Genomic DNA, 17,528 nt, shown 5'->3' with positions numbered 1-17,528 from the left:
GTCACCGGCGCTGCCATTGCACCCCATATCCCGGCCCTCTATACTGCGCGACAACAAGATATAGACATGTGACAGGACCAAGGCTCAGCCCGTGACCGACACCCCAGAACCGCCTGAAAACGAAGAAGAAATCGGCGCAGAGCCGCCCGCGCCCAGCGGGCCGTCGATCGACATCGCGGCCGAGATGAAGACCAGTTTCATCGACTACGCCATGTCGGTGATCATCAGCCGCGCCATTCCCGACCTGCGCGACGGGTTGAAACCGGTTCATCGCCGCATCCTGTTCGCGATGCACGAAACCGGGAACACCCACGAGAAACCCTATCGCAAATCCGCCCGTCCCGTGGGCGACGTGATGGGCCAATACCACCCGCACGGGGACTCGGCCATTTACGACGCGCTGGTGCGCATGGCGCAGGATTTCTCGATGTCGCTGCCGCTTCTGGATGGCCAGGGCAATTTCGGCTCGATGGACGGCGATAACGCGGCGGCCATGCGCTATACCGAGGTGCGGATGGACGCGCCCGCCGCCTACCTGTTGGCCGATATCGACAAGGACACCGTCGATTTCCAGGACAATTACGACGGCAAGCAGCAGGAACCGACCGTCCTACCCGCGCGCTTCCCCAACATGCTGGTCAATGGCGCGGGCGGAATCGCCGTCGGCATGGCCACCAATATCCCGCCGCACAACCTGGGCGAGGTGATCGATGCCTGCCAGGCGCTGATCGAGAACCCCGATCTCAGCTCGGAACAGCTGATCGATTATATCCCCGGCCCCGATTTCCCGACGGGCGGTTTGATCCTCGGTCGGTCCGGCGCGCGCAAGGCGTATCTTGAGGGGCGCGGCAGCGTCATCATCCGCGCAAAGACCCATATCGAGGAAATCCGCAAGGATCGCTACGCCATCGTCATCGACGAGATCCCCTACCAGGTGAACAAGGCCTCGATGATCGAACGCATCGCGGATCTTGTGCGCGAGAAGAAGCTCGAAGGCATTTCCGGCGTACAGGACGAATCCGACCGCGTCGGCGTGCGCGTGGTGATCGAGCTGAAACGCGACGCGACCCCCGAGGTGGTGCTGAACCAGCTGTTCCGCTTTACGCAGATGCAGACCAGCTTTGGCTGCAACATGCTGGCGCTGAATGGCGGCCGGCCCGAGCAGTTGACGCTGCGCGGCTTCCTCACCGCCTTCCTCGATTTCCGCGAGGAGGTGGTCGCGCGCCGCACGGCGTTTGAATTGCGCAAGGCCCGCGAACGCGCCCACGTCCTCTGCGGCCTTGCCGTTGCGGTGTCGAACGTGGACGAGGTCGTGGCCACGATCCGCGCCTCGGCCGACGCGGCGGAAGCGCGCGAGAAACTGATGACGCGCCGCTGGCCGGCCGCCGAGATCGCCGATTACATCCGCCTGATCGACGACCCGACCCACACGATGAACGAGGACGGGACCTATAACCTGTCCGAAACGCAGGCGCGTGCGATCCTTGAACTGCGCCTGCAACGCCTGACCCAGATCGGCGTCAAGGAAGTCACCGACGAGTTGGAAGAGCTTGCCGCCAAGATCAAGGATTACCTTGCCATCCTCGCCTCGCGTGAACGCATTCTGTCGATCATTTCCGAGGAGATGGCCGAGGTGCGCGAGAAATTCGCCGTCCCGCGCCGCACCGAGATCACCGAGTGGTCCGGCGACATGGACGACGAGGACCTGATCGAGCGCGAGGACATGGTCGTCACCATCACGCAGGGCGGCTACATCAAGCGCACGCCCCTGGCCGAGTTCCGCGCGCAGAAGCGCGGCGGCAAGGGGCTGTCGGGCGGTGGCTTGAAAGAGGATGACGTTGTCACCTCTCTCTTCGTGGCCAACACGCATACGCCCCTTCTCGTCTTCACCACCAACGGGATGGTCTACAAGCTCAAGACCTGGCGCCTGCCGCTTGGCAGCCGTGCCAGCCGGGGCAAGGCGCTGGTCAACATCCTGCCCATCGAGATCGGCACCGGCATCGCAGCCGTCATGCCGGTGGACCGCGATGAGGAGCACTGGGACGAGTTGCAGATCGTCTTCTGCACCGACCGCGGCACCGTGCGGCGCAACGCGCTCAGCGATTTCGCCAATGTCATGCGAAACGGCAAGATCGCCATGAAGTTCGAAGGCGACAGCGAGGGCTGGCGCATGATCAATGCGCGCATCGCCTCGAACGACGATGATGTGATGCTGGTCACCAGGATGGGCCGCGCGATCCGCTTCCCGGCGACCGATGTGCGCGTCTTCAACTCGCGCTCCTCGACCGGGGTGCGCGGCGTCAAGCTCGGTGCCGAGGACGAGGTCGTGTCGATGTCGATCATCCGCCATTTCGACGCCACCGCCGAAGAACGCGCCGCCTATCTCAAGCAGCGCCGCCTGATGGCCGGTGCGCCCGAGGATGACGGCGATGCAGATGACGAGGAGGCCGTGGCCGAAGGCCAGCTTTCCCCCGAACGCTACGCCGAGATGTCGGCGGCCGAGGACCTGATCCTGACCATCACGGCGCAGGGTTTGGGCAAGCTCTCGTCTTCGCATGACTACCCGGTGCGCGGGCGCGGCGGCATGGGTGTCGCGGCGATCGACAAGGCCATGCGCGGCGGGCCCGTCGTGGCCTGTTTCCCGGTCGACCTGGAAGATCAGATCATGCTGGCCACCTCTACCGGGCAATCCATCCGCGTCCCCGTCGACGGAATCTCGTTCCGGTCGCGCAGCGCAGGCGGTGTGAAAGTGTTCAACACCGGCAAAGGCGAAGAGGTCGTCTCGGTGGCCTGGATTGCGGATCAGGGTGAGGACGACACAGACGAGATCGTCGCAGACGACGCAACCGACCCCTCGCAGGAATAGGTCCGCAGGTCACGCATAAAAGTGCAGAGCGATCTGGAAAGAATCGGTGCCCCCGACAGTCGGGGCACCCTTTCACGGGCGCATCCTTGGCCACCCAAAGACTGCGCTACGGTCCGGTGGATTTCATTGAGTGTGCAATTTTTCTGGCATGCAGGGTTGCAGGATTTGCAACGCTCGGCAAATCGGGAAAATACTACCAAAAATCAGCGCTTTCTTACGCATTCTAAGGTTTGATGCCCGAATGGACTGTCGATGTACGTTGCGCAATGGTGACAATGCGCAGCCATTGTTTGCGCTAACGTATACGAACCAAACAACTCATATGTAACGATCACGATCCGTTTTGCCGTTAGGGCAATGGCGGACCACCGGTACAGTAGTGTGTAACCGCACGTGCGGCAGGTCATTTTCTGCTACTTCATAAAGGTAAGGCCCATGAATTGGGACGACTTGCGGTATCTGGTCGCCATCAAGCGGCACAAGACGCTCACACGCGCTGCGACTGCGCTTGGCACGAACGTCGCGACGGTCTCGCGCCGGATCGACAAGATCGGCGAAAAACTGGGGAGTCCCGCCTTCGTCCGCACCGCGGACGGATGGCTCCCGTCCCCCCGGATCGAACATCTCCTGTCGGTCGCCGAGGAATTCGACCAGCGCATCGAAGCTGCGCGCAACAATCTCGATAGCGATGGGCAGCACATCAAGCTGACGATCGGTGCGGCGCCTCTGTTGAACACGCATGTGCTGTTTCCCGCCCTGCCCGACTTGCAGGAAGAAGCCCCCGAGCTCGAGCTCGAATTCCGCAACCGGATCTTCAAGAACGGCTTGGGCGATTGCGATATCGTGCTGGTCCAGCATCGGCCTGAAAGCGGACGCCTGATCGCGGCCCGCGTCGTCACCCTGCCGTTCCGGATTTACGCCCATGCGAATGCTGATCTGGACGGCGACTGGATCGGAATGCCGGACGAGTTCGAACAGATCGGCCCTCAGGCGATGGCGAGCGCCTGGTTCAAGCGTCCGCCACGCATACGGGTCGAGCATTTCGACCAGTTGGCCGAAGTGATCCAGGTGACCGAAACGATGGGGCCGCTTCCCGACATCGTGGCAAAGCGGTATCCGGATCTGCGCCCGATCTCGTGCCCCGACGACAGTTATTACGCGCCCATCTATGCCGCCTACCATGCCAGCCGCCGAGGCGACCGTGCCGTGGCCACAGTGCTGGACTGGGTACGGCATGCGTTTGCCACCAGCACGAAACAGAACAGCCGCACCTGTTTCCCCGTTCCGGAGAGCGACATCGCCTGAGACCTTGCGCAAACGCAAACACGGGTTTGCGTGGATGTCACTGGCGGCCTCGGAAAGCCAAGTCTAGCCTCAAGTAACAAGCGATCAAGAAGTTCGCATCGAGGCAGGAGACCAGAGCATGAAAACCATTGACGGCGCAGGCTGTCTATTGGCCCGAGTGTACCTCGGGGCGAGCTACATCGGCATTGCCGCCCTCGAGATTACAGACACCGAAACGGTTGCAGGACAACACTTTATTCACCTGCAACCCTCGGTCGCCGCAGATCTTTTCAACAACGTGGGAATGATCTTGCTGGCCGTCATCGCGTCATGGCTCATCCTGGGGATCCGCACTCGGGTTACGGCCCTTCTGGGCTTGGCGCTGATGCTGGCGACAGCCTGGTCGAACCAATACCTTCAGGCGAGTTCCACCTGGGCGGTGTATGCGGCATCTGCGGCACTCATGACCGTGCCCTTGCTGCTGTGTGGCGGCGGACACTACGCGCTCGTGCGGCGCGGCTGGCAAGGCCTCGTCTGAAACACGGACACAAGACGCGTTTTGCGGCCCGGCGCCTTTTCAGGCCCGGGCCGCTTCATCTTGATTTTGCCTCAATTTGGAACGGACTTTTCCACGCTTCGCCCGAAGTGCCGCCGCTTTGCGGGCGCAGCATGACGAAGTAACGCGTGCGCGAGTAACCGAGTCAGCACCCCAGCAGTAGCAGCTTCCTTCGAGGATCAGGATGAGAAACGGAACCGCAGAACGCGTCACGCTCAACACAGCCGCCGAGGCTACGTTGCGGATATTGATCGCGTCCTACTTCATCGCGGTCGCGCTGAGGATCATTCCCGGCACAGACCTTGCGCTGCTGTTCAGCTGGGCCATGCCCGGTATCGCGGCAACGGCTCTTTCGGCCGGGCTGGTCTTCCTGCTGGCCTTCATGATCATGATCGCGGTCTATACTCGCGTCGCCGCCCTGATCCTCGGTATGATGACCTTTTACGCCAGCTACCTGGCGATGGTGGAAATGGGCGTCGAAACCGAACTTGGCAGCTTCTGGCGCGACCTGGCGCTTATCGCCGCCTTGCTGTTGACCTATAGCGATCATGGCCCCGCGGCCCATCGGCGTCGCGCGCCCATCCAGCGCCGGGTCGCCCCCCGTCGCGTCGCCTCCATCCTGGCCCGTGTCGAGGCCGAGGGCATGGTGGCCTCGCGCCGCCCTGCCCCCGCCGAGGCCGCCGTCGCGCTTCCGACATTCAAGGCGGCCCCTCGCCCCGGCCGAACCAAGGGCACACACGCCATTCTCAACCGTGTCGAAGCGCACATGGCCGGTGCCACGCCGTCCCATGCGCCGTCCCCCTCACTCGAACAGCGGTTGTCCCAGCGCATCGCACGCAGCCCGGTCGAGCCGGAAATCGAGAACATCTTCAGTATCACTGATGGGGATTGTCCCGCCTGACCGGCAACCCCTACAGCCCCGGTGAAACGTGACGAAACGGTTGGCCCAAAAATGAGCAGTAGAAAATTCCATGAGGCAGACAAATGAGAGACCTGACTGAATGGCTCCGCCTGAATATGAGGGTTTGCCTTGCGGCGACCCTGATCATCGAGGCCGCCATCGGGCTTTTGCCCCAACTGGCCAATTGCGCCGTCCCGTCCGTGATCGGCGGTATGGATCAACGGCTGGCCATCCAATCCACCGCGCTATCCGCGCTCTATTTCGTGCTGAGCATCTGGCTGATGCTCGGGATCAGGACATCCATCACCTCGGCGATCGCGGCCGTCCTGCTGATCGGGCCGGCGATCCTGACCACGCCCGAGGGGAACCCCGACCTCGCCGTGAAAATCACGCTGATCACCGTCTTCTCGGTGCCGCTCATCCTGTATGGCGGCGGGCGCTACACGGTGCTTGAAACGCATGAGCCGTGGATGCTGGACGAAGAGGACGACGCCGAGGAGCGCGCGCCCGAATCCGAGAGCTACGCACGCGCCTGACACCGATTTGTTCGATCAAACACGCGCGTCCCGGCCTTGAGGCTTGGGGCGCGCTTCTCTATGTCCCGCGACATGACACGCGAACTCCATATCATCGGTGGCGGCATGGCCGGGTCCGAAGCCGCCTGGCAAGCCGCCCATCTCGGCCTCGACGTGGTGATCCACGAAATGCGGCCCAAGGTCGAAACCTTCGCCCACCAGACCGGCAAGCTTGCCGAGATGGTCTGCTCGAATTCCTTCCGCTCGGATGATGACGAACAGAATGCCGTGGGCCTGCTCCATTGGGAGATGCGGCAAGCCGGCGGGCTGATCATGGAAATGGCCGATACCCACCGCCTGCCCGCGGGCGGCGCCCTGGCCGTGGACCGCGAGGCCTTTGCCGAAGGCGTCACGGAACGGCTGCTGGCCCATCCGCGCATTCGTGTCGAGACGGGTGAAATCACCGCCCTGCCCGACAATGGCCACTGGATCATCGCGACCGGCCCGCTGACCTCTGGCGGCCTTGCACAGGCCATCGCCACCGAGGCGGGTCAGGACAGCCTCGCCTTCTTCGACGCCATCGCCCCCATCGTCTATGCCGACACGATCGACATGGACACCGCCTGGCGCCAGTCGCGCTACGACAAGGGCGAGACCGAGGAAGAACGCACCGCCTATCTCAACTGCCCGATGACCCGCGACGAATACGAGGCCTTCATCGACGCGCTGCTTGCCGCCGAGAAGACGGAGTTCAAGCCGGGCGAAACGGCTGGCTATTTCGACGGGTGCCTGCCCATCGAGGTGATGGCCGAACGCGGGCGCGAAACGCTGCGCCACGGGCCGATGAAACCCGTGGGCCTGACCAATCCGCATGACCCGCAGACCAAGCCCTGGGCCGTGGTTCAACTGCGTCGCGACAACAAGCTCGGCACGCTCTACAACATCGTCGGCTTCCAGACGAAGATGAAATACGGCGCGCAAACCGAGGTATTCCGGATGATCCCCGGCCTTCAGGATGCGAAATTCGCGCGGCTCGGCGGCATTCACCGCAATACCTTCATCAACTCGCCCACGCTGCTGGACGACCAGATGCGCCTGCGCTCGAAGCCACACATCCGCCTTGCAGGACAGATCACCGGCGTCGAGGGGTATGTCGAATCTGCCGCGATGGGTCTGCTTGCCGGCCGCATGGCCGCCGCCGAGGTCACGGGAGCCGCCCTGCCGCCGGTTCCTGCGACAACGGCCATGGGCGCGCTTGTCACGCACATCACCGGCGGGGCCGAGGCCAAGACATTCCAGCCGATGAACGTCAATTTCGGTCTGTTCCCCCCGGTCGAAGGCCTGAAAGGCGGGCGTCGCGGACGGCGCGATCGCTACAAGGCCTATACCGACCGGGCCAAGGCGGATTGGACCGGCTGGCTTTCGGCCTCGGCGCTGGACGCCGCCTGAGCAGGCCGATAGCCTTTGACCCATGACGGATGACTATCTCGACAAGGTCTACGCGCTGAAGACCGACGCCGACCGCCGCGCGCTCTATGACGACTGGGCCGAGCAGTATGACAACGACCTGGCATCGCAGGGCTACGTCACGCCAGCCCGCTGCGCCGCGACCCTTGCGACAAGCCCCCTGCCCAAGGACGCCCCGATGCTCGACATGGGCTGCGGCACGGGGCTCTTGGGTCGGGCGCTGGCGGCCCAAGGGTTCACGCAGATCGACGGCGCCGACGTCTCTGCCAGGATGATGGAGGAGGCCCGGAAACGCGGCGTCTATGGCCGGCTGCTCGACCTGTCCGAGACCAGTGCGCCGAAAGGCCACTACGAGGCCGTGGCCGCCGCCGGCGTGATCGGAACCGGGGCCGCGCCGCCCAGCGTGTTCGATCAGTGTCTCGACCTGCTGCCCAAGGGCGGGTTGTTCTGCTTTTCCTTCAACGACCACACGCTTGAAGAGCCTGCCTACACGGATCGTTTGAACGCGGCTGTCGCGGACGGCAAGGCGCGCATCCTGTCCGAGGAGATCGGGGACCACATCAAGGGCCTCGGCTCCAGGGCGATGGTCTACCTGCTGGAACGCCAGTGACCCTTCGCACCCGCTTCGCGCCCTCGCCCACCGGCCCCTTGCACCTGGGCCATGCCTTCTCGGCCATCACCGCCCATGACATGGCTCGGGCCGCCGGCGGGCAATTCCTGCTGCGCATAGACGATATCGACCAATCCCGCGCCCGCCCGGACTGGGAAGAGCTCATCTACGAAGACCTCTCCTGGCTCGGCCTGACATGGGACGAACCGCCGTGGCGCCAGTCCGAGCATCTCTCGGATTACCGCGCCGCTGTCGAACATCTCGCCGGGCGCGGCCTCTGCTATCCCTGCTCCTGCTCGCGGCGCGACATCGCCGAGGCCGCCTCCGCCCCGCAGGAAGGAACGCCCGAGTTTGGCCCCGACGGGCGCATCTATCCCGGAACCTGTCGCGGGCGGCCCATGTCGGACTGGACCGAGGGGATGGCCATCCGCCTCGATCTGGCCAAGGCGCTGCCGGATCTCGACGTGACCTTCACCGAAACCGGCCCGGCCCATCCCGGCGCCCACCGCGTCACCGTCGACACGCTGCTCACGCAGGTCGGCGACCCGGTCCTGGCCCGGCCCCATATGGCGGCGAGCTACCACCTGTCTGTCGTGCTCGACGATGCGGCGCAGGCCATCTCCCATGTCATTCGTGGCGAAGACCTGTTCGACGCAACGCAATTGCAGCGCGCGCTTCAGGCGCTGCTCGGCCTGCCCACGCCGACCTACCACCACCACCGGCTGATCCGGGACGAGGCCGGCAAACGCCTGGCCAAGCGCGACGATGCGCGTGCGATCCGAAACTATCGCGAGGACGGCGCCAGCCCGGACGATATCCGGCGCATGGCCGGCCTCTAGCGCACCGACCTGCCCCTTCATCTTGGCCAAAAAACCTCCGGGGGAGTCGCCGCAGGCGACGGGGGCAGAGCCCCCTAATCCGCCATCGGCTCCATCAGCTCCACTTCGACCCCATCGCGCACGGCCGTATAGAAACACACCCGCCGATTGGTGTGACAGGCGGGCCCCTCTTGCCGCACCACGGCCAGAAGGCAGTCGCGGTCGCAATCGATGCGCAGATCGACCAGCTCCTGCACGTGCCCGCTGGTTTCGCCCTTGATCCAGAAGGCCTGTCGCGAGCGGCTCCAATAGGTCACACGGCCTGTTTCCAGCGTTTTCGCGACGGCCTCGGCATTCATCCAGGCCATCATCAACACCTCGCCCGTGCGCTCGTCCTGCGCGATGCAGGGGATCAGGCCATTGGCGTCGTAACGCAGGGTTGATGGGTCGAAACGGGTCTCGGTCATGGCAGGACTCTTTGCAAAAGGCGGCTTGGCCGCTACCTATTGGGAAAGGCAGCGAAAGGCAAAGCGCCCATGTCCGCGAACAGCGACCTGATCGACCTCTACTCGCAGAAGATCCTCGGCCTTGCCGCGGATATCCCCCATCGCGGGCGGCTGGAGGGGGCGCAGGCCACGGTCAAGAAACGGGCTCCGCTCTGCGGGTCGACCGTGACGGTGGACCTCGATCTCGACGCGGATGGCCGCATTGCGCGGTTCGCCCAGGACGTGAAAGCCTGCGCGCTTGGCCAGGCCTCGGCGGCGCTTTTTGGGCGCAATGCGATTGGACGGACACGGCCCGAGGTCGAGGCCGCACGCGATGCCCTCCGCGCGATGCTGAAAGAGGGGGGCGACCCGCCCGGCGACCCGTTCGACGGCTACGAGGTTCTCGCGCCCGCGCGCGACTACAAGAACCGTCACGCGTCGATCATGCTGGCGCTCGAGGCCACCGCCGAGGCGATGGCCGAAGCCGAGCGCGCCGCCTGCGCCTGACCTACTGACCTCCTGACAAAAAAACCGCCGCGCATCCGTTGGGATGGCGGCGGAAGGATGCGTATCCATCGGGCAAGGCGTCGCTTCCGGAGCACGGAAACCAGTGACGAGGCAGGTCATGGGCGCATCAAGGGGACAGGCGATGCGCCGGTGGCCCTGCCCGGACCGCAGGCAGAAACAGGATCTCCTCAGATCAGGCCGGGCAGATGCAGCAGGCCCATCATGAAAACGGCAAGCGCCAAGACACCGGCAGTATCGGCCAGAAGCGTCTCGCGCGATTGGCGCAGGATGGTGGCGATGCGGGTCATTTTGGCGTCCTCCGTTCTCGGGTGTTGATGCTTTGTTCTCATATCCGTTCCCATTTGTCGAGAACTTTTTAAGAACATTTGAGAACAAAGCGGCATTTCACCGCTCAGCCGGCCCCGATCAAGGCAATCGCCTTGTCCTGTTCCATCAACCACAGAAGGGTGCGTGCGGCCTGCCCCTGTGGGCTCTCCAGCCCCGGATCGCGGGCCAGCAGGGCCCGGGCCCCGGATTGCGCCAAGGCCATCAGCGCGGTCTGGCTCTCCAGGTCCGCGATGAGGAACCGGGGAACACCGGACTGCGCCGTGCCGATCAGATCGCCCGCACCGCGAATCGCGAGATCTTCCTCGGCGATGCGGAACCCGTCTTCGGTTTCGCGCAGGACCATCAGCCGCCGCTTCGCCGTTTCGCCCAGGGGCGAGCGATACATCAGCAGGCAGGTCGACTCCGCCGCGCCCCGCCCCACGCGGCCCCGCAACTGGTGCAACTGGGCCAGACCGAACATGTCGGCCTGCTCGATCACCATGATCGAGGCATTGGGCACATCGACCCCGACCTCGATCACCGTGGTCGCCACCAGCACCCGCGTTCGCCCCGATTTGAAAGCGGCCATCGCTGCGTCCTTCTCGGCCACCGGCATCCGGCCATGGACAAGGCCCACCACCCCCTCGCCCAGTTCCGCGCGCAGATGCTTGAACCGCTCCTCGGCCGCCACCGCGTCATAGACCTCGGACTCTTCGACCAGCGGGCAGACCCAATAGGCCTGCCGCCCCTCGGCGATGGCCTCGCGCAGGTGCTGCACCACCTCTTCCATCCGCGCGGTCGAGATCAGCGCGGTCTTGACCGGCGTGCGACCGGGCGGTTTCTCGTCCAGCACACTGACATCCATGTCGCCATATTGCGCAAGGCTGAGCGTGCGGGGGATCGGCGTTGCCGTCATCACCAGCATGTCCGCCGCCTGCCCCTTGCGGCTGAGCCGGATGCGCTGCGTCACGCCGAACCGATGCTGCTCGTCCACGATGGCAAGGCGCAGGTCGCGGAATTCCACGTCGTCCTGGAACACCGCATGCGTGCCCACCAGCACCTGGATGTCGCCACGCGCCAGCGCAGCTAGCTTGGCCTTGCGCTCGGCCCCCTTGTCATTGCCCGTCAGCATCTCGATCACGACGCCCGCCTCTTCGGCAAGCGGCTTGAGGTTCGCGAAATGCTGCCCCGCAAGGATCGAGGTCGGCGCCATCATCACGCCCTGCCCGCCGGATTCGACCGCGATGAGCAGCGCCATCAGCGCGACCAGCGTCTTGCCGGCCCCCACGTCGCCCTGCAAAAGCCGGCTCATCCGGGTCGGCGCGCCCATGTCGGCCTCGATCTCGGAGATCGCCCGCAGCTGCGCGCCGGTCGGCGAAAAAGGCAGCGCCTCCAAAACCTTTGCCCGCAACCGCCCGTCGCCTTGCGTGACGAAGCCCTTTTTCTTGCGCCGCGTCTGGCGGGCCAGCGCCAGCGTCATCTGGTGGGCGAACAACTCGTCAAAGGCCAACCGCTCCCGCGCCTTGGCCGAGCGGCTCAGATCCTCGGGGCCCTCGGGGCTATGAGCTTCCAAAACCGCGTCGTGCCAGTCTGGCCAGCCCTTCTGCCGCTTCAACTCGGCATCGCACCATTCGGGCAGGTCCGGCACGCGCTTGAGCGCCGAGGCCACGGCCTTCTGCATGCCCTTTTGCGTCACCCCGGCCGTCAGCGGGTAGACAGGCTCGAACGGGGGGATCTCGCCCGCCTCCTCGACCGGCAGGATGTGGTCGGGATGCGCCATCTGCGCCACCCCGTCGAAGAGCTCCAGCTTGCCCGAGACGACGCGGCGCTGACCGGTCGGCAGGATGCGCTGCAGGTAGTCGCCCTTGGCGTGGAAGAAGACCAGCTGAAACGAGGTTTGCGCATCCTCGACCTCGACCCGGTACGGCCCGCGCCCGGCGGGCGGGCGGTGGCGACCGACCGTGACCTCGACCGTTGCGGCCCCCGGCAGCGCCACCTCGCGGATCGAGGCCCGCCGCGACCGGTCCACGCCGCCCACAGGCAGCGTCAGGATCAGGTCCTTCGGCGTCTCAACCGCCAGCCCCTTGAAATTCTTTGCCGTTTTCGGGCCGATCCCGTCCAGCGTTTCCAGCCCCGCGAAAAGCGGGAACAGGATCTCGGGGCGTCCCCGGGGCTTTGCCGGTGCGTCAACCATCGCCGATCAGGGCCAGCCAGCCGTCTTCGTCGATCATCTCGATGCCCAGATCCTCGGCCTTCTTGGCCTTCGATCCCGCCCCCGGTCCCGCCACGACCAGATCGGTCTTGGCCGACACGCTGCCCGACACCTTGGCCCCCAGCGACTCCGCGCGCGCCTTGGCCTCGGCGCGCGTCATCTTTTCAAGGCTGCCGGTGAACACCACGGTCTTGCCCGCCACGGGGCTGCCCTCCGTCGCGCGGGCTTCGGGCGGCTGGATGTCGAGATGAGCGATCAGCCGGTCGATCGAGGCGCGCTCGGCCTCCTGCGCGAAGGTGTCGGTCAGGGACAGGGCGACCGTCGCGCCGATCCCGTCGATGCCCACAAGGTCATCCCAGGCGGCTTTTGCCTCGGACGGGACCTCGGCCCCTTCCCATGCCTTGCGACGCGCATCGCTGATCTGCGCGCGGCGGCCTTCGGACTTGGCGGCGGCCTGTTCGGCGGCCACGGCCTCTTCACCCGCGCGATGGGCCGCAGCGGCAGGGATCGCCTGCACCACCGCCGTCTCGAACGCGTCCCACCGACCGAAATGGCGCGCCAGATCGTCGGCAGCCACTTCGCCGACATGGCGGATACCAAGCGCGAAAATCACGCGCTTGAGCGAAATTTTCCTCTTTTCATCAATGGCATCAAAGAGGTTTTTCGCGCTTTTCTCGCCCCAGCCCTCCCGGTTCTTTAACTGCTGCAGGCCGGATCCATAATTGTCTTTTAATTCAAAGATATCCGCGGGCTCTTTCATCCATCCGTCGCCGTAGAAGGCCTCGACCTGCTTGGCCCCCAGCCCCTCGATGTCGAACGCTGCCCGGCTGACGAAATGTTTCAGCTTTTCAACGGCCTGCGCGGGGCAGATCAAGCCACCCGTGCAGCGGCGCACACTGTCGCCCTCCTCGCGGACGGCGTCCGAGCCGCATTCGGGGCAGACGGTCGGGAAGTCGTAGGGCACCGAGTCCTCGGGCCGTTTCGACAAGTCCACGTCCGCCACTTTCGGAATCACGTCGCCCGCGCGATAGACCTGCACCCAATCGCCGACGCGAATGTCCTTGCCGTCGCGGATCGGCTGGCCGCGATTGTCCCGGCCGGCAATGTAATCCTCGTTATGGAGCGTCGCGTTGGAGACCACGACGCCGCCGACCGTCACCGGCGTCAGGCGCGCCACCGGGGACAGGGCACCGGTGCGCCCGACCTGGATGTCGATGGCCTCCAGCCGTGTCCAGGCCAGTTCGGCGGGGAATTTATGCGCGATCGCCCAGCGCGGCGTGGTCGAGCGCATGCCCAGGCGGCGTTGCAGGGACAGGTCGTTCAGTTTGTAGACGACCCCGTCGATATCATAGCCGAGCGTCGCGCGGTCCTGTTCGATGGTGCGGTAATGCGCCAGCATCTCGTCCACGCTTTCACAGGCCTGGGTCCGGTCATTGATGGTGAAGCCGAACGCCCGAAGCCGCGCGAGCGCCTCGATCTGGGTCTCGCCGAGCGGCTCGGACAGCTCGCCCCAGGAATACGCGAAAAAGCGCAAGGGCCGCGCGCGCGTGATCTCGGCATCAAGTTGCCTCAGCGATCCCGCCGCGGCGTTGCGCGGGTTGGCGAAGGTCTTTCCGCCCGCCGCCTCCTGCCGCTGGTTCAGCGCCTCGAAATCGGCGTGGCTCATGTAGACCTCGCCGCGCACCTCCAGCACGTCGGGCGCGCCGTCGAGATGCTCGGGGATATCGGCGATGGTTCGGGCGTTGGCGGTGACATTCTCGCCCACCGATCCATCGCCCCGGGTGGCCGCCGTCACCAGCGCGCCCTTTTCATAGCGAAGCGACAGGGAAAGACCGTCGATCTTTGGCTCTGCCGTGAAGGACAAGGGCGCGTCCTCCGCAAGACCGAGATAGCGGCGGATGCCGGCCACGAAATCCACAACATCCGCATCGTCGAACGCATTGGCCAGCGACAGCATGCGTTCGGAATGGGTGACCTTGGCAAAGCCCTCGGACGGGGCGGCGCCGACCTGTTCCGTCGGGCTGTCGGCCCGCTTGAGATGCGGAAAGCGCGCTTCGATCGCGGCGTTTTCGCGTTTCAACGCATCGTACTGCGCATCGGACAGGGTCGGCGCATCCTCGGCATAATAGGCGGTATTGGCCGATTGCAGGGCCTCGGCCAGCTCTGCAAGCCGGGCGCGCGCCTCCTCCTCGGTCAGGGTCGCGGCTGCCTTTTCGGCGTCCCGTATCTCCTCGGCCATGTCACCCTCGCGCGGCTGCTCGTCCTGCATTGGTGATAGGTCTCGTTCACGGTCGGGTCCAGCCGGATCAGGGGATCAGGCCGCTATACGCCAGCAGATCTACAGCGCTTCCGCAGCCCGTGCGACGCGAAAGGGGGGCGCGCTCCTCCGGACGCCCCGGCCAAACGCGCATGGCACATCCGATCAAGCCCCCTTGCGGATGTGCCGAGATGCGCCGTCAGGCCGTCGCGGCCATGTCGGCCCCGGTCTGCGCTGCCGGGTCGCGCAGCACGTAGCCACGCCCCCAGACCGTTTCGATATAGTTGTCGCCGCCCGTGGCCTCGGACAGTTTTTTGCGCAGCTTGCAGATGAAGACGTCGATGATCTTGAGTTCGGGCTCGTCCATGCCGCCATAAAGGTGGTTGAGGAACATCTCTTTCGTCAGGGTGGTGCCCTTGCGCAGGCTCAGCAGCTCCAGCATCTGGTACTCCTTGCCGGTCAGATGCACCGGCGCGCCGCCCACATCGACCGTCTTGGCATCGAGATTGACCGAGATCTGCCCGGTATGGATCACCGACTGGGCGTGCCCCTGGCTGCGGCGGATTATGGCGTGGATTCGCGCGACCAGTTCTTCGCGATGGAACGGTTTGGTCAGGTAATCGTCGGCGCCGAAGCCGAACCCCTTCAGCTTGTTCTCGGGGTCGTCGAAGCCCGAGAGGATCAAGATCGGCGTCGTGATCCGGGCGGTGCGCAACTGGCGCAACACCTCGTGCCCCGTGATATCGGGCAAGTTCAGATCGAGAAGGATGATGTCGTAATCATAAAGCTTCGCAAGATCGACGCCCTCTTCGCCCATGTCGGTCGAATACACGTTCAGATTAGCGTGCTTGAGCATCATCTCGATGCTGCGGGACGTGGTAAGATCGTCTTCAACAAGCAAAACGCGCATCTTTTTTCTCTCCGAATCTCGCCTTGGTCGACACCCACCCTCGGTTCAAATGGTTAATTACAAGTTACCCGTTTCGGCAGGCGCCCCCGCAAAAACCATGCAATTTCACGAGGATCCGGTCATGCGTTGCGAAAACGCTGCACCGAAGTTGCTTTCAAAGCTGCAACACCGTGCCGGGCGACGGCATCGCGCCAGCTATCAAGCTCTTCCTCGGAGAGGTCCCAGGTGCGAATCGCCTCCTCTGCCGTGATCAGCCCGCCTTCGACCGCGTGCACCACCACTGCCTTGCGGCTGGCAACCCAGCGCCGGGTGTCCGGGTCCGGCAGATCGGCGCGGGTCAGCACACGGCCGTCGGGCAGTGTCACGCTATGGGGTCCCTTGATCCGTCGGATATACATCGGCGCCTCGTCATCATGGTCACTTCGTCGACCGGCACTCTGACGCAGAGTGTTTAATTCGCGGTTAGCGCGCGGCTTGTGAAAAGGGTCGGTTTTCCTATATTCCGCCCATTCGGCTCATTTCCCGGAACAGGATGCCTGCCATGGCCCTCGATCGGCCCCACGGACTCAATTCGCTTGGCTTTGCCAAGGCCCCTGCCGACACGCGCGTCGTCGTGGCGATGTCGGGTGGCGTGGATTCCTCGGTCGTGGCCGCGCAACTGGCCGAGGAAGGCTATGACGTCGTGGGCGTCACGCTACAGCTCTACGACCACGGCGCGGCGCTGGCCAAGAAAGGCGCCTGCTGCGCCGGGCGCGACATCCACGATGCGCGCCGCGTGGCCGAGGAGATGGGCTTTCCCCACTATGTCCTCGATTACGAGAACACCTTTCGCGAGGCCGTGATCGACGAGTTCGCCGACAGCTACCTTGCCGGCGCGACGCCCGTGCCCTGTATCCGTTGCAACGAGCGGGTGAAGTTCAAGGACCTGCTGGCCACGGCCAAGGATCTCGACGCCGATTGCATGGCGACGGGCCATTACATCCAGCGCCTCATGGGGCCGGAGCGAGCAGAGTTGCACCGCGCCGCCGACATGAACCGCGACCAGTCCTATTTCCTGTTCTCCACCACGCAGGAGCAGCTGGATTTCCTGCGGTTCCCGCTGGGGCATCTGCCCTCCAAGGCCGAGACGCGCGCCTTGGCGGCGAAATACGGGCTGCCGGTGGCTGACAAGCCCGACAGCCAGGACATCTGCTTCGTGCCGAACGGCGATTATGCCAGCGTGATCGAGAAACTGCGCCCCGGCGCGGCCGATCCGGGCGAGATCGTGGATATGGAGGGCACCGTTCTGGGCGAGCATCGCGGTGTGATCCACTACACGATCGGCCAGCGGCGCGGCCTCGGGATCGGTGGCCTGGCGGACCCGCTTTACGTGGTGAAGCTGGACCCGGACGCGCGGCAGGTCGTGGTCGGCCCGAAAGAGGCGCTGGCCAAACGCACGGTCCCGGTGCGCGAGATCAACTGGCTGGGTGATGCGCCCTTCACCTCGCGCCCGGAATGGGAGGTCGAGGTGCGCATCCGCTCCACCCGCCCGCCCGCGCCCGCCGTGATCCGCCCGATCTCGGAGACCGAGGCCGAGGTGGAGCTGGCCACGCCCGAACAAGGGGTCAGCCCCGGGCAGGCCTGCGTGTTCTACGATCCCGACAGCACCCGCGTCTTCGGCGGCGGCTGGATTCACAAGGGGGTAAGCACCGATCCGGCCTGACAAGGCCGGCGGGCGCCGCAGCGGGGCGAACGAGGTGCGAACGGGCGGAGCGTTAGAGCGCCCGCTCACATGCAGCCGGTTATCAGCAAGCAGCGAACCCAGATCGCTTGG

The 17,528-nt window shown here is 64.8% G+C and carries 15 protein-coding genes; 10 read left to right on the top strand and 5 right to left on the bottom strand.

The features are described 5' to 3' along the window. The first annotated feature begins 91 nt into the window (after positions 1-91). The 8 genes from gyrA (at position 92) to gluQRS (ending at position 9,038) form a co-directional block, all read left to right on the top strand. On the top strand, positions 92-2,866 hold the full coding sequence (gyrA, locus tag KUV65_RS01725; protein ID WP_374107051.1) for a DNA gyrase subunit A: 2,775 nt from the start codon (positions 92-94) through the stop codon (positions 2,864-2,866). A 435-nt stretch (positions 2,867-3,301) separates the two neighbouring features. After that, positions 3,302-4,171, top strand: coding sequence for a LysR family transcriptional regulator (locus KUV65_RS01720; protein ID WP_222187138.1), 870 nt, complete (start codon positions 3,302-3,304; stop codon positions 4,169-4,171). Between the two features lie 118 nt (positions 4,172-4,289). Beyond that, positions 4,290-4,688 (top strand): hypothetical protein, encoded by a 399-nt coding sequence (locus KUV65_RS01715; RefSeq protein WP_222187137.1) that lies wholly within the window; start codon positions 4,290-4,292, stop codon positions 4,686-4,688. Between the two features lie 202 nt (positions 4,689-4,890). After that, positions 4,891-5,607, top strand: a complete 717-nt coding sequence (locus KUV65_RS01710) for a hypothetical protein (protein WP_222187136.1) — start codon at positions 4,891-4,893, stop codon at positions 5,605-5,607. 83 nt (positions 5,608-5,690) lie between these two features. Next, positions 5,691-6,143, top strand: a complete 453-nt coding sequence (locus tag KUV65_RS01705; RefSeq protein WP_222187135.1) for a hypothetical protein — start codon at positions 5,691-5,693, stop codon at positions 6,141-6,143. 72 nt (positions 6,144-6,215) lie between these two features. Beyond that, positions 6,216-7,571: a methylenetetrahydrofolate--tRNA-(uracil(54)-C(5))-methyltransferase (FADH(2)-oxidizing) TrmFO gene (gene trmFO, locus KUV65_RS01700; RefSeq protein WP_222187134.1), complete on the top strand. Its 1,356-nt coding sequence runs from the start codon at positions 6,216-6,218 to the stop codon at positions 7,569-7,571. Positions 7,572-7,593: 22 nt separating this feature from the next. Beyond that, positions 7,594-8,199, top strand: a complete 606-nt coding sequence (locus tag KUV65_RS01695; RefSeq protein ID WP_222187133.1) for a class I SAM-dependent DNA methyltransferase — start codon at positions 7,594-7,596, stop codon at positions 8,197-8,199. Continuing rightward, positions 8,196-9,038: a tRNA glutamyl-Q(34) synthetase GluQRS gene (gene gluQRS, locus KUV65_RS01690; protein ID WP_222187132.1), complete on the top strand. Its 843-nt coding sequence runs from the start codon at positions 8,196-8,198 to the stop codon at positions 9,036-9,038. The genes KUV65_RS01695 and gluQRS overlap by 4 nt, the downstream gene beginning before the upstream one ends. A gap of 74 nt (positions 9,039-9,112) precedes the next feature. Here the strand turns inward: gluQRS and hisI are convergent, their stop codons facing one another. Continuing rightward, positions 9,113-9,484, bottom strand: a complete 372-nt coding sequence (hisI, locus tag KUV65_RS01685; RefSeq protein WP_222187131.1) for a phosphoribosyl-AMP cyclohydrolase — start codon at positions 9,482-9,484, stop codon at positions 9,113-9,115. Positions 9,485-9,553: 69 nt separating this feature from the next. Here hisI and KUV65_RS01680 point away from each other — a divergent pair, with 69 nt between their 5' ends. Then, positions 9,554-10,009 carry an iron-sulfur cluster assembly scaffold protein gene (locus KUV65_RS01680; RefSeq protein ID WP_222187130.1) on the top strand — a complete coding sequence of 152 codons (456 nt, stop codon included), beginning with the start codon at positions 9,554-9,556 and terminating at the stop codon, positions 10,007-10,009. 412 nt (positions 10,010-10,421) lie between these two features. On the opposite strand, the gene recG is transcribed toward KUV65_RS01680, so the two are convergent. From recG to sciP, 4 genes are all read right to left on the bottom strand, one after another. Continuing rightward, a complete protein-coding gene (recG, locus tag KUV65_RS01675) occupies positions 10,422-12,530 on the bottom strand; it encodes an ATP-dependent DNA helicase RecG (RefSeq protein WP_222187129.1) in 2,109 nt (702 codons plus the stop codon). After that, positions 12,523-14,817, bottom strand: coding sequence for an NAD-dependent DNA ligase LigA (gene ligA, locus KUV65_RS01670; protein ID WP_261331564.1), 2,295 nt, complete (start codon positions 14,815-14,817; stop codon positions 12,523-12,525). The genes recG and ligA overlap by 8 nt, the downstream gene beginning before the upstream one ends. A 187-nt stretch (positions 14,818-15,004) precedes the next feature. Then, complete coding sequence (gene ctrA / locus KUV65_RS01665) at positions 15,005-15,715, bottom strand: response regulator transcription factor CtrA (protein ID WP_222187128.1); 711 nt, start codon at positions 15,713-15,715, stop codon at positions 15,005-15,007. A gap of 119 nt (positions 15,716-15,834) precedes the next feature. Further along, complete coding sequence (sciP, locus tag KUV65_RS01660; protein ID WP_222187127.1) at positions 15,835-16,113, bottom strand: CtrA inhibitor SciP; 279 nt, start codon at positions 16,111-16,113, stop codon at positions 15,835-15,837. 143 nt (positions 16,114-16,256) lie between these two features. Between sciP and mnmA the strand changes: the two genes are divergently transcribed. Then, a complete protein-coding gene (mnmA, locus tag KUV65_RS01655; RefSeq protein WP_222187126.1) occupies positions 16,257-17,417 on the top strand; it encodes a tRNA 2-thiouridine(34) synthase MnmA in 1,161 nt (386 codons plus the stop codon). The last annotated feature ends 111 nt before the right edge of the window (positions 17,418-17,528 follow it).

This window comes from Maritalea mobilis, from assembly GCF_019800885.1.
GTDB classification, from domain to species: Bacteria; Pseudomonadota; Alphaproteobacteria; order Rhodobacterales; family Rhodobacteraceae; genus Roseibacterium; species Roseibacterium beibuensis.
The sequence above is the reverse complement of the archived record's forward strand: the minus strand, read 5'-3'. Positions and strand labels throughout refer to the sequence as shown.

Coding starts and splice junctions, on each gene's coding strand:
- KUV65_RS01720 (WP_222187138.1), top strand. CDS start 3,302: ATGAATTGGGACGACTTGCGGTATCTGGTCGCCATCAAGCGGCACAAG.
- KUV65_RS01715 (WP_222187137.1), top strand. CDS start 4,290: ATGAAAACCATTGACGGCGCAGGCTGTCTATTGGCCCGAGTGTACCTC.
- KUV65_RS01710 (WP_222187136.1), top strand. CDS start 4,891: ATGAGAAACGGAACCGCAGAACGCGTCACGCTCAACACAGCCGCCGAG.
- KUV65_RS01705 (WP_222187135.1), top strand. CDS start 5,691: ATGAGAGACCTGACTGAATGGCTCCGCCTGAATATGAGGGTTTGCCTT.
- trmFO (WP_222187134.1), top strand. CDS start 6,216: ATGACACGCGAACTCCATATCATCGGTGGCGGCATGGCCGGGTCCGAA.
- KUV65_RS01695 (WP_222187133.1), top strand. CDS start 7,594: ATGACGGATGACTATCTCGACAAGGTCTACGCGCTGAAGACCGACGCC.
- hisI (WP_222187131.1), bottom strand. CDS start 9,484: ATGACCGAGACCCGTTTCGACCCATCAACCCTGCGTTACGACGCCAAT.
- KUV65_RS01680 (WP_222187130.1), top strand. CDS start 9,554: ATGTCCGCGAACAGCGACCTGATCGACCTCTACTCGCAGAAGATCCTC.
- recG (WP_222187129.1), bottom strand. CDS start 12,530: ATGGTTGACGCACCGGCAAAGCCCCGGGGACGCCCCGAGATCCTGTTC.
- ligA (WP_261331564.1), bottom strand. CDS start 14,817: ATGCAGGACGAGCAGCCGCGCGAGGGTGACATGGCCGAGGAGATACGG.
- ctrA (WP_222187128.1), bottom strand. CDS start 15,715: ATGCGCGTTTTGCTTGTTGAAGACGATCTTACCACGTCCCGCAGCATC.
- sciP (WP_222187127.1), bottom strand. CDS start 16,113: ATGTATATCCGACGGATCAAGGGACCCCATAGCGTGACACTGCCCGAC.
- mnmA (WP_222187126.1), top strand. CDS start 16,257: ATGGCCCTCGATCGGCCCCACGGACTCAATTCGCTTGGCTTTGCCAAG.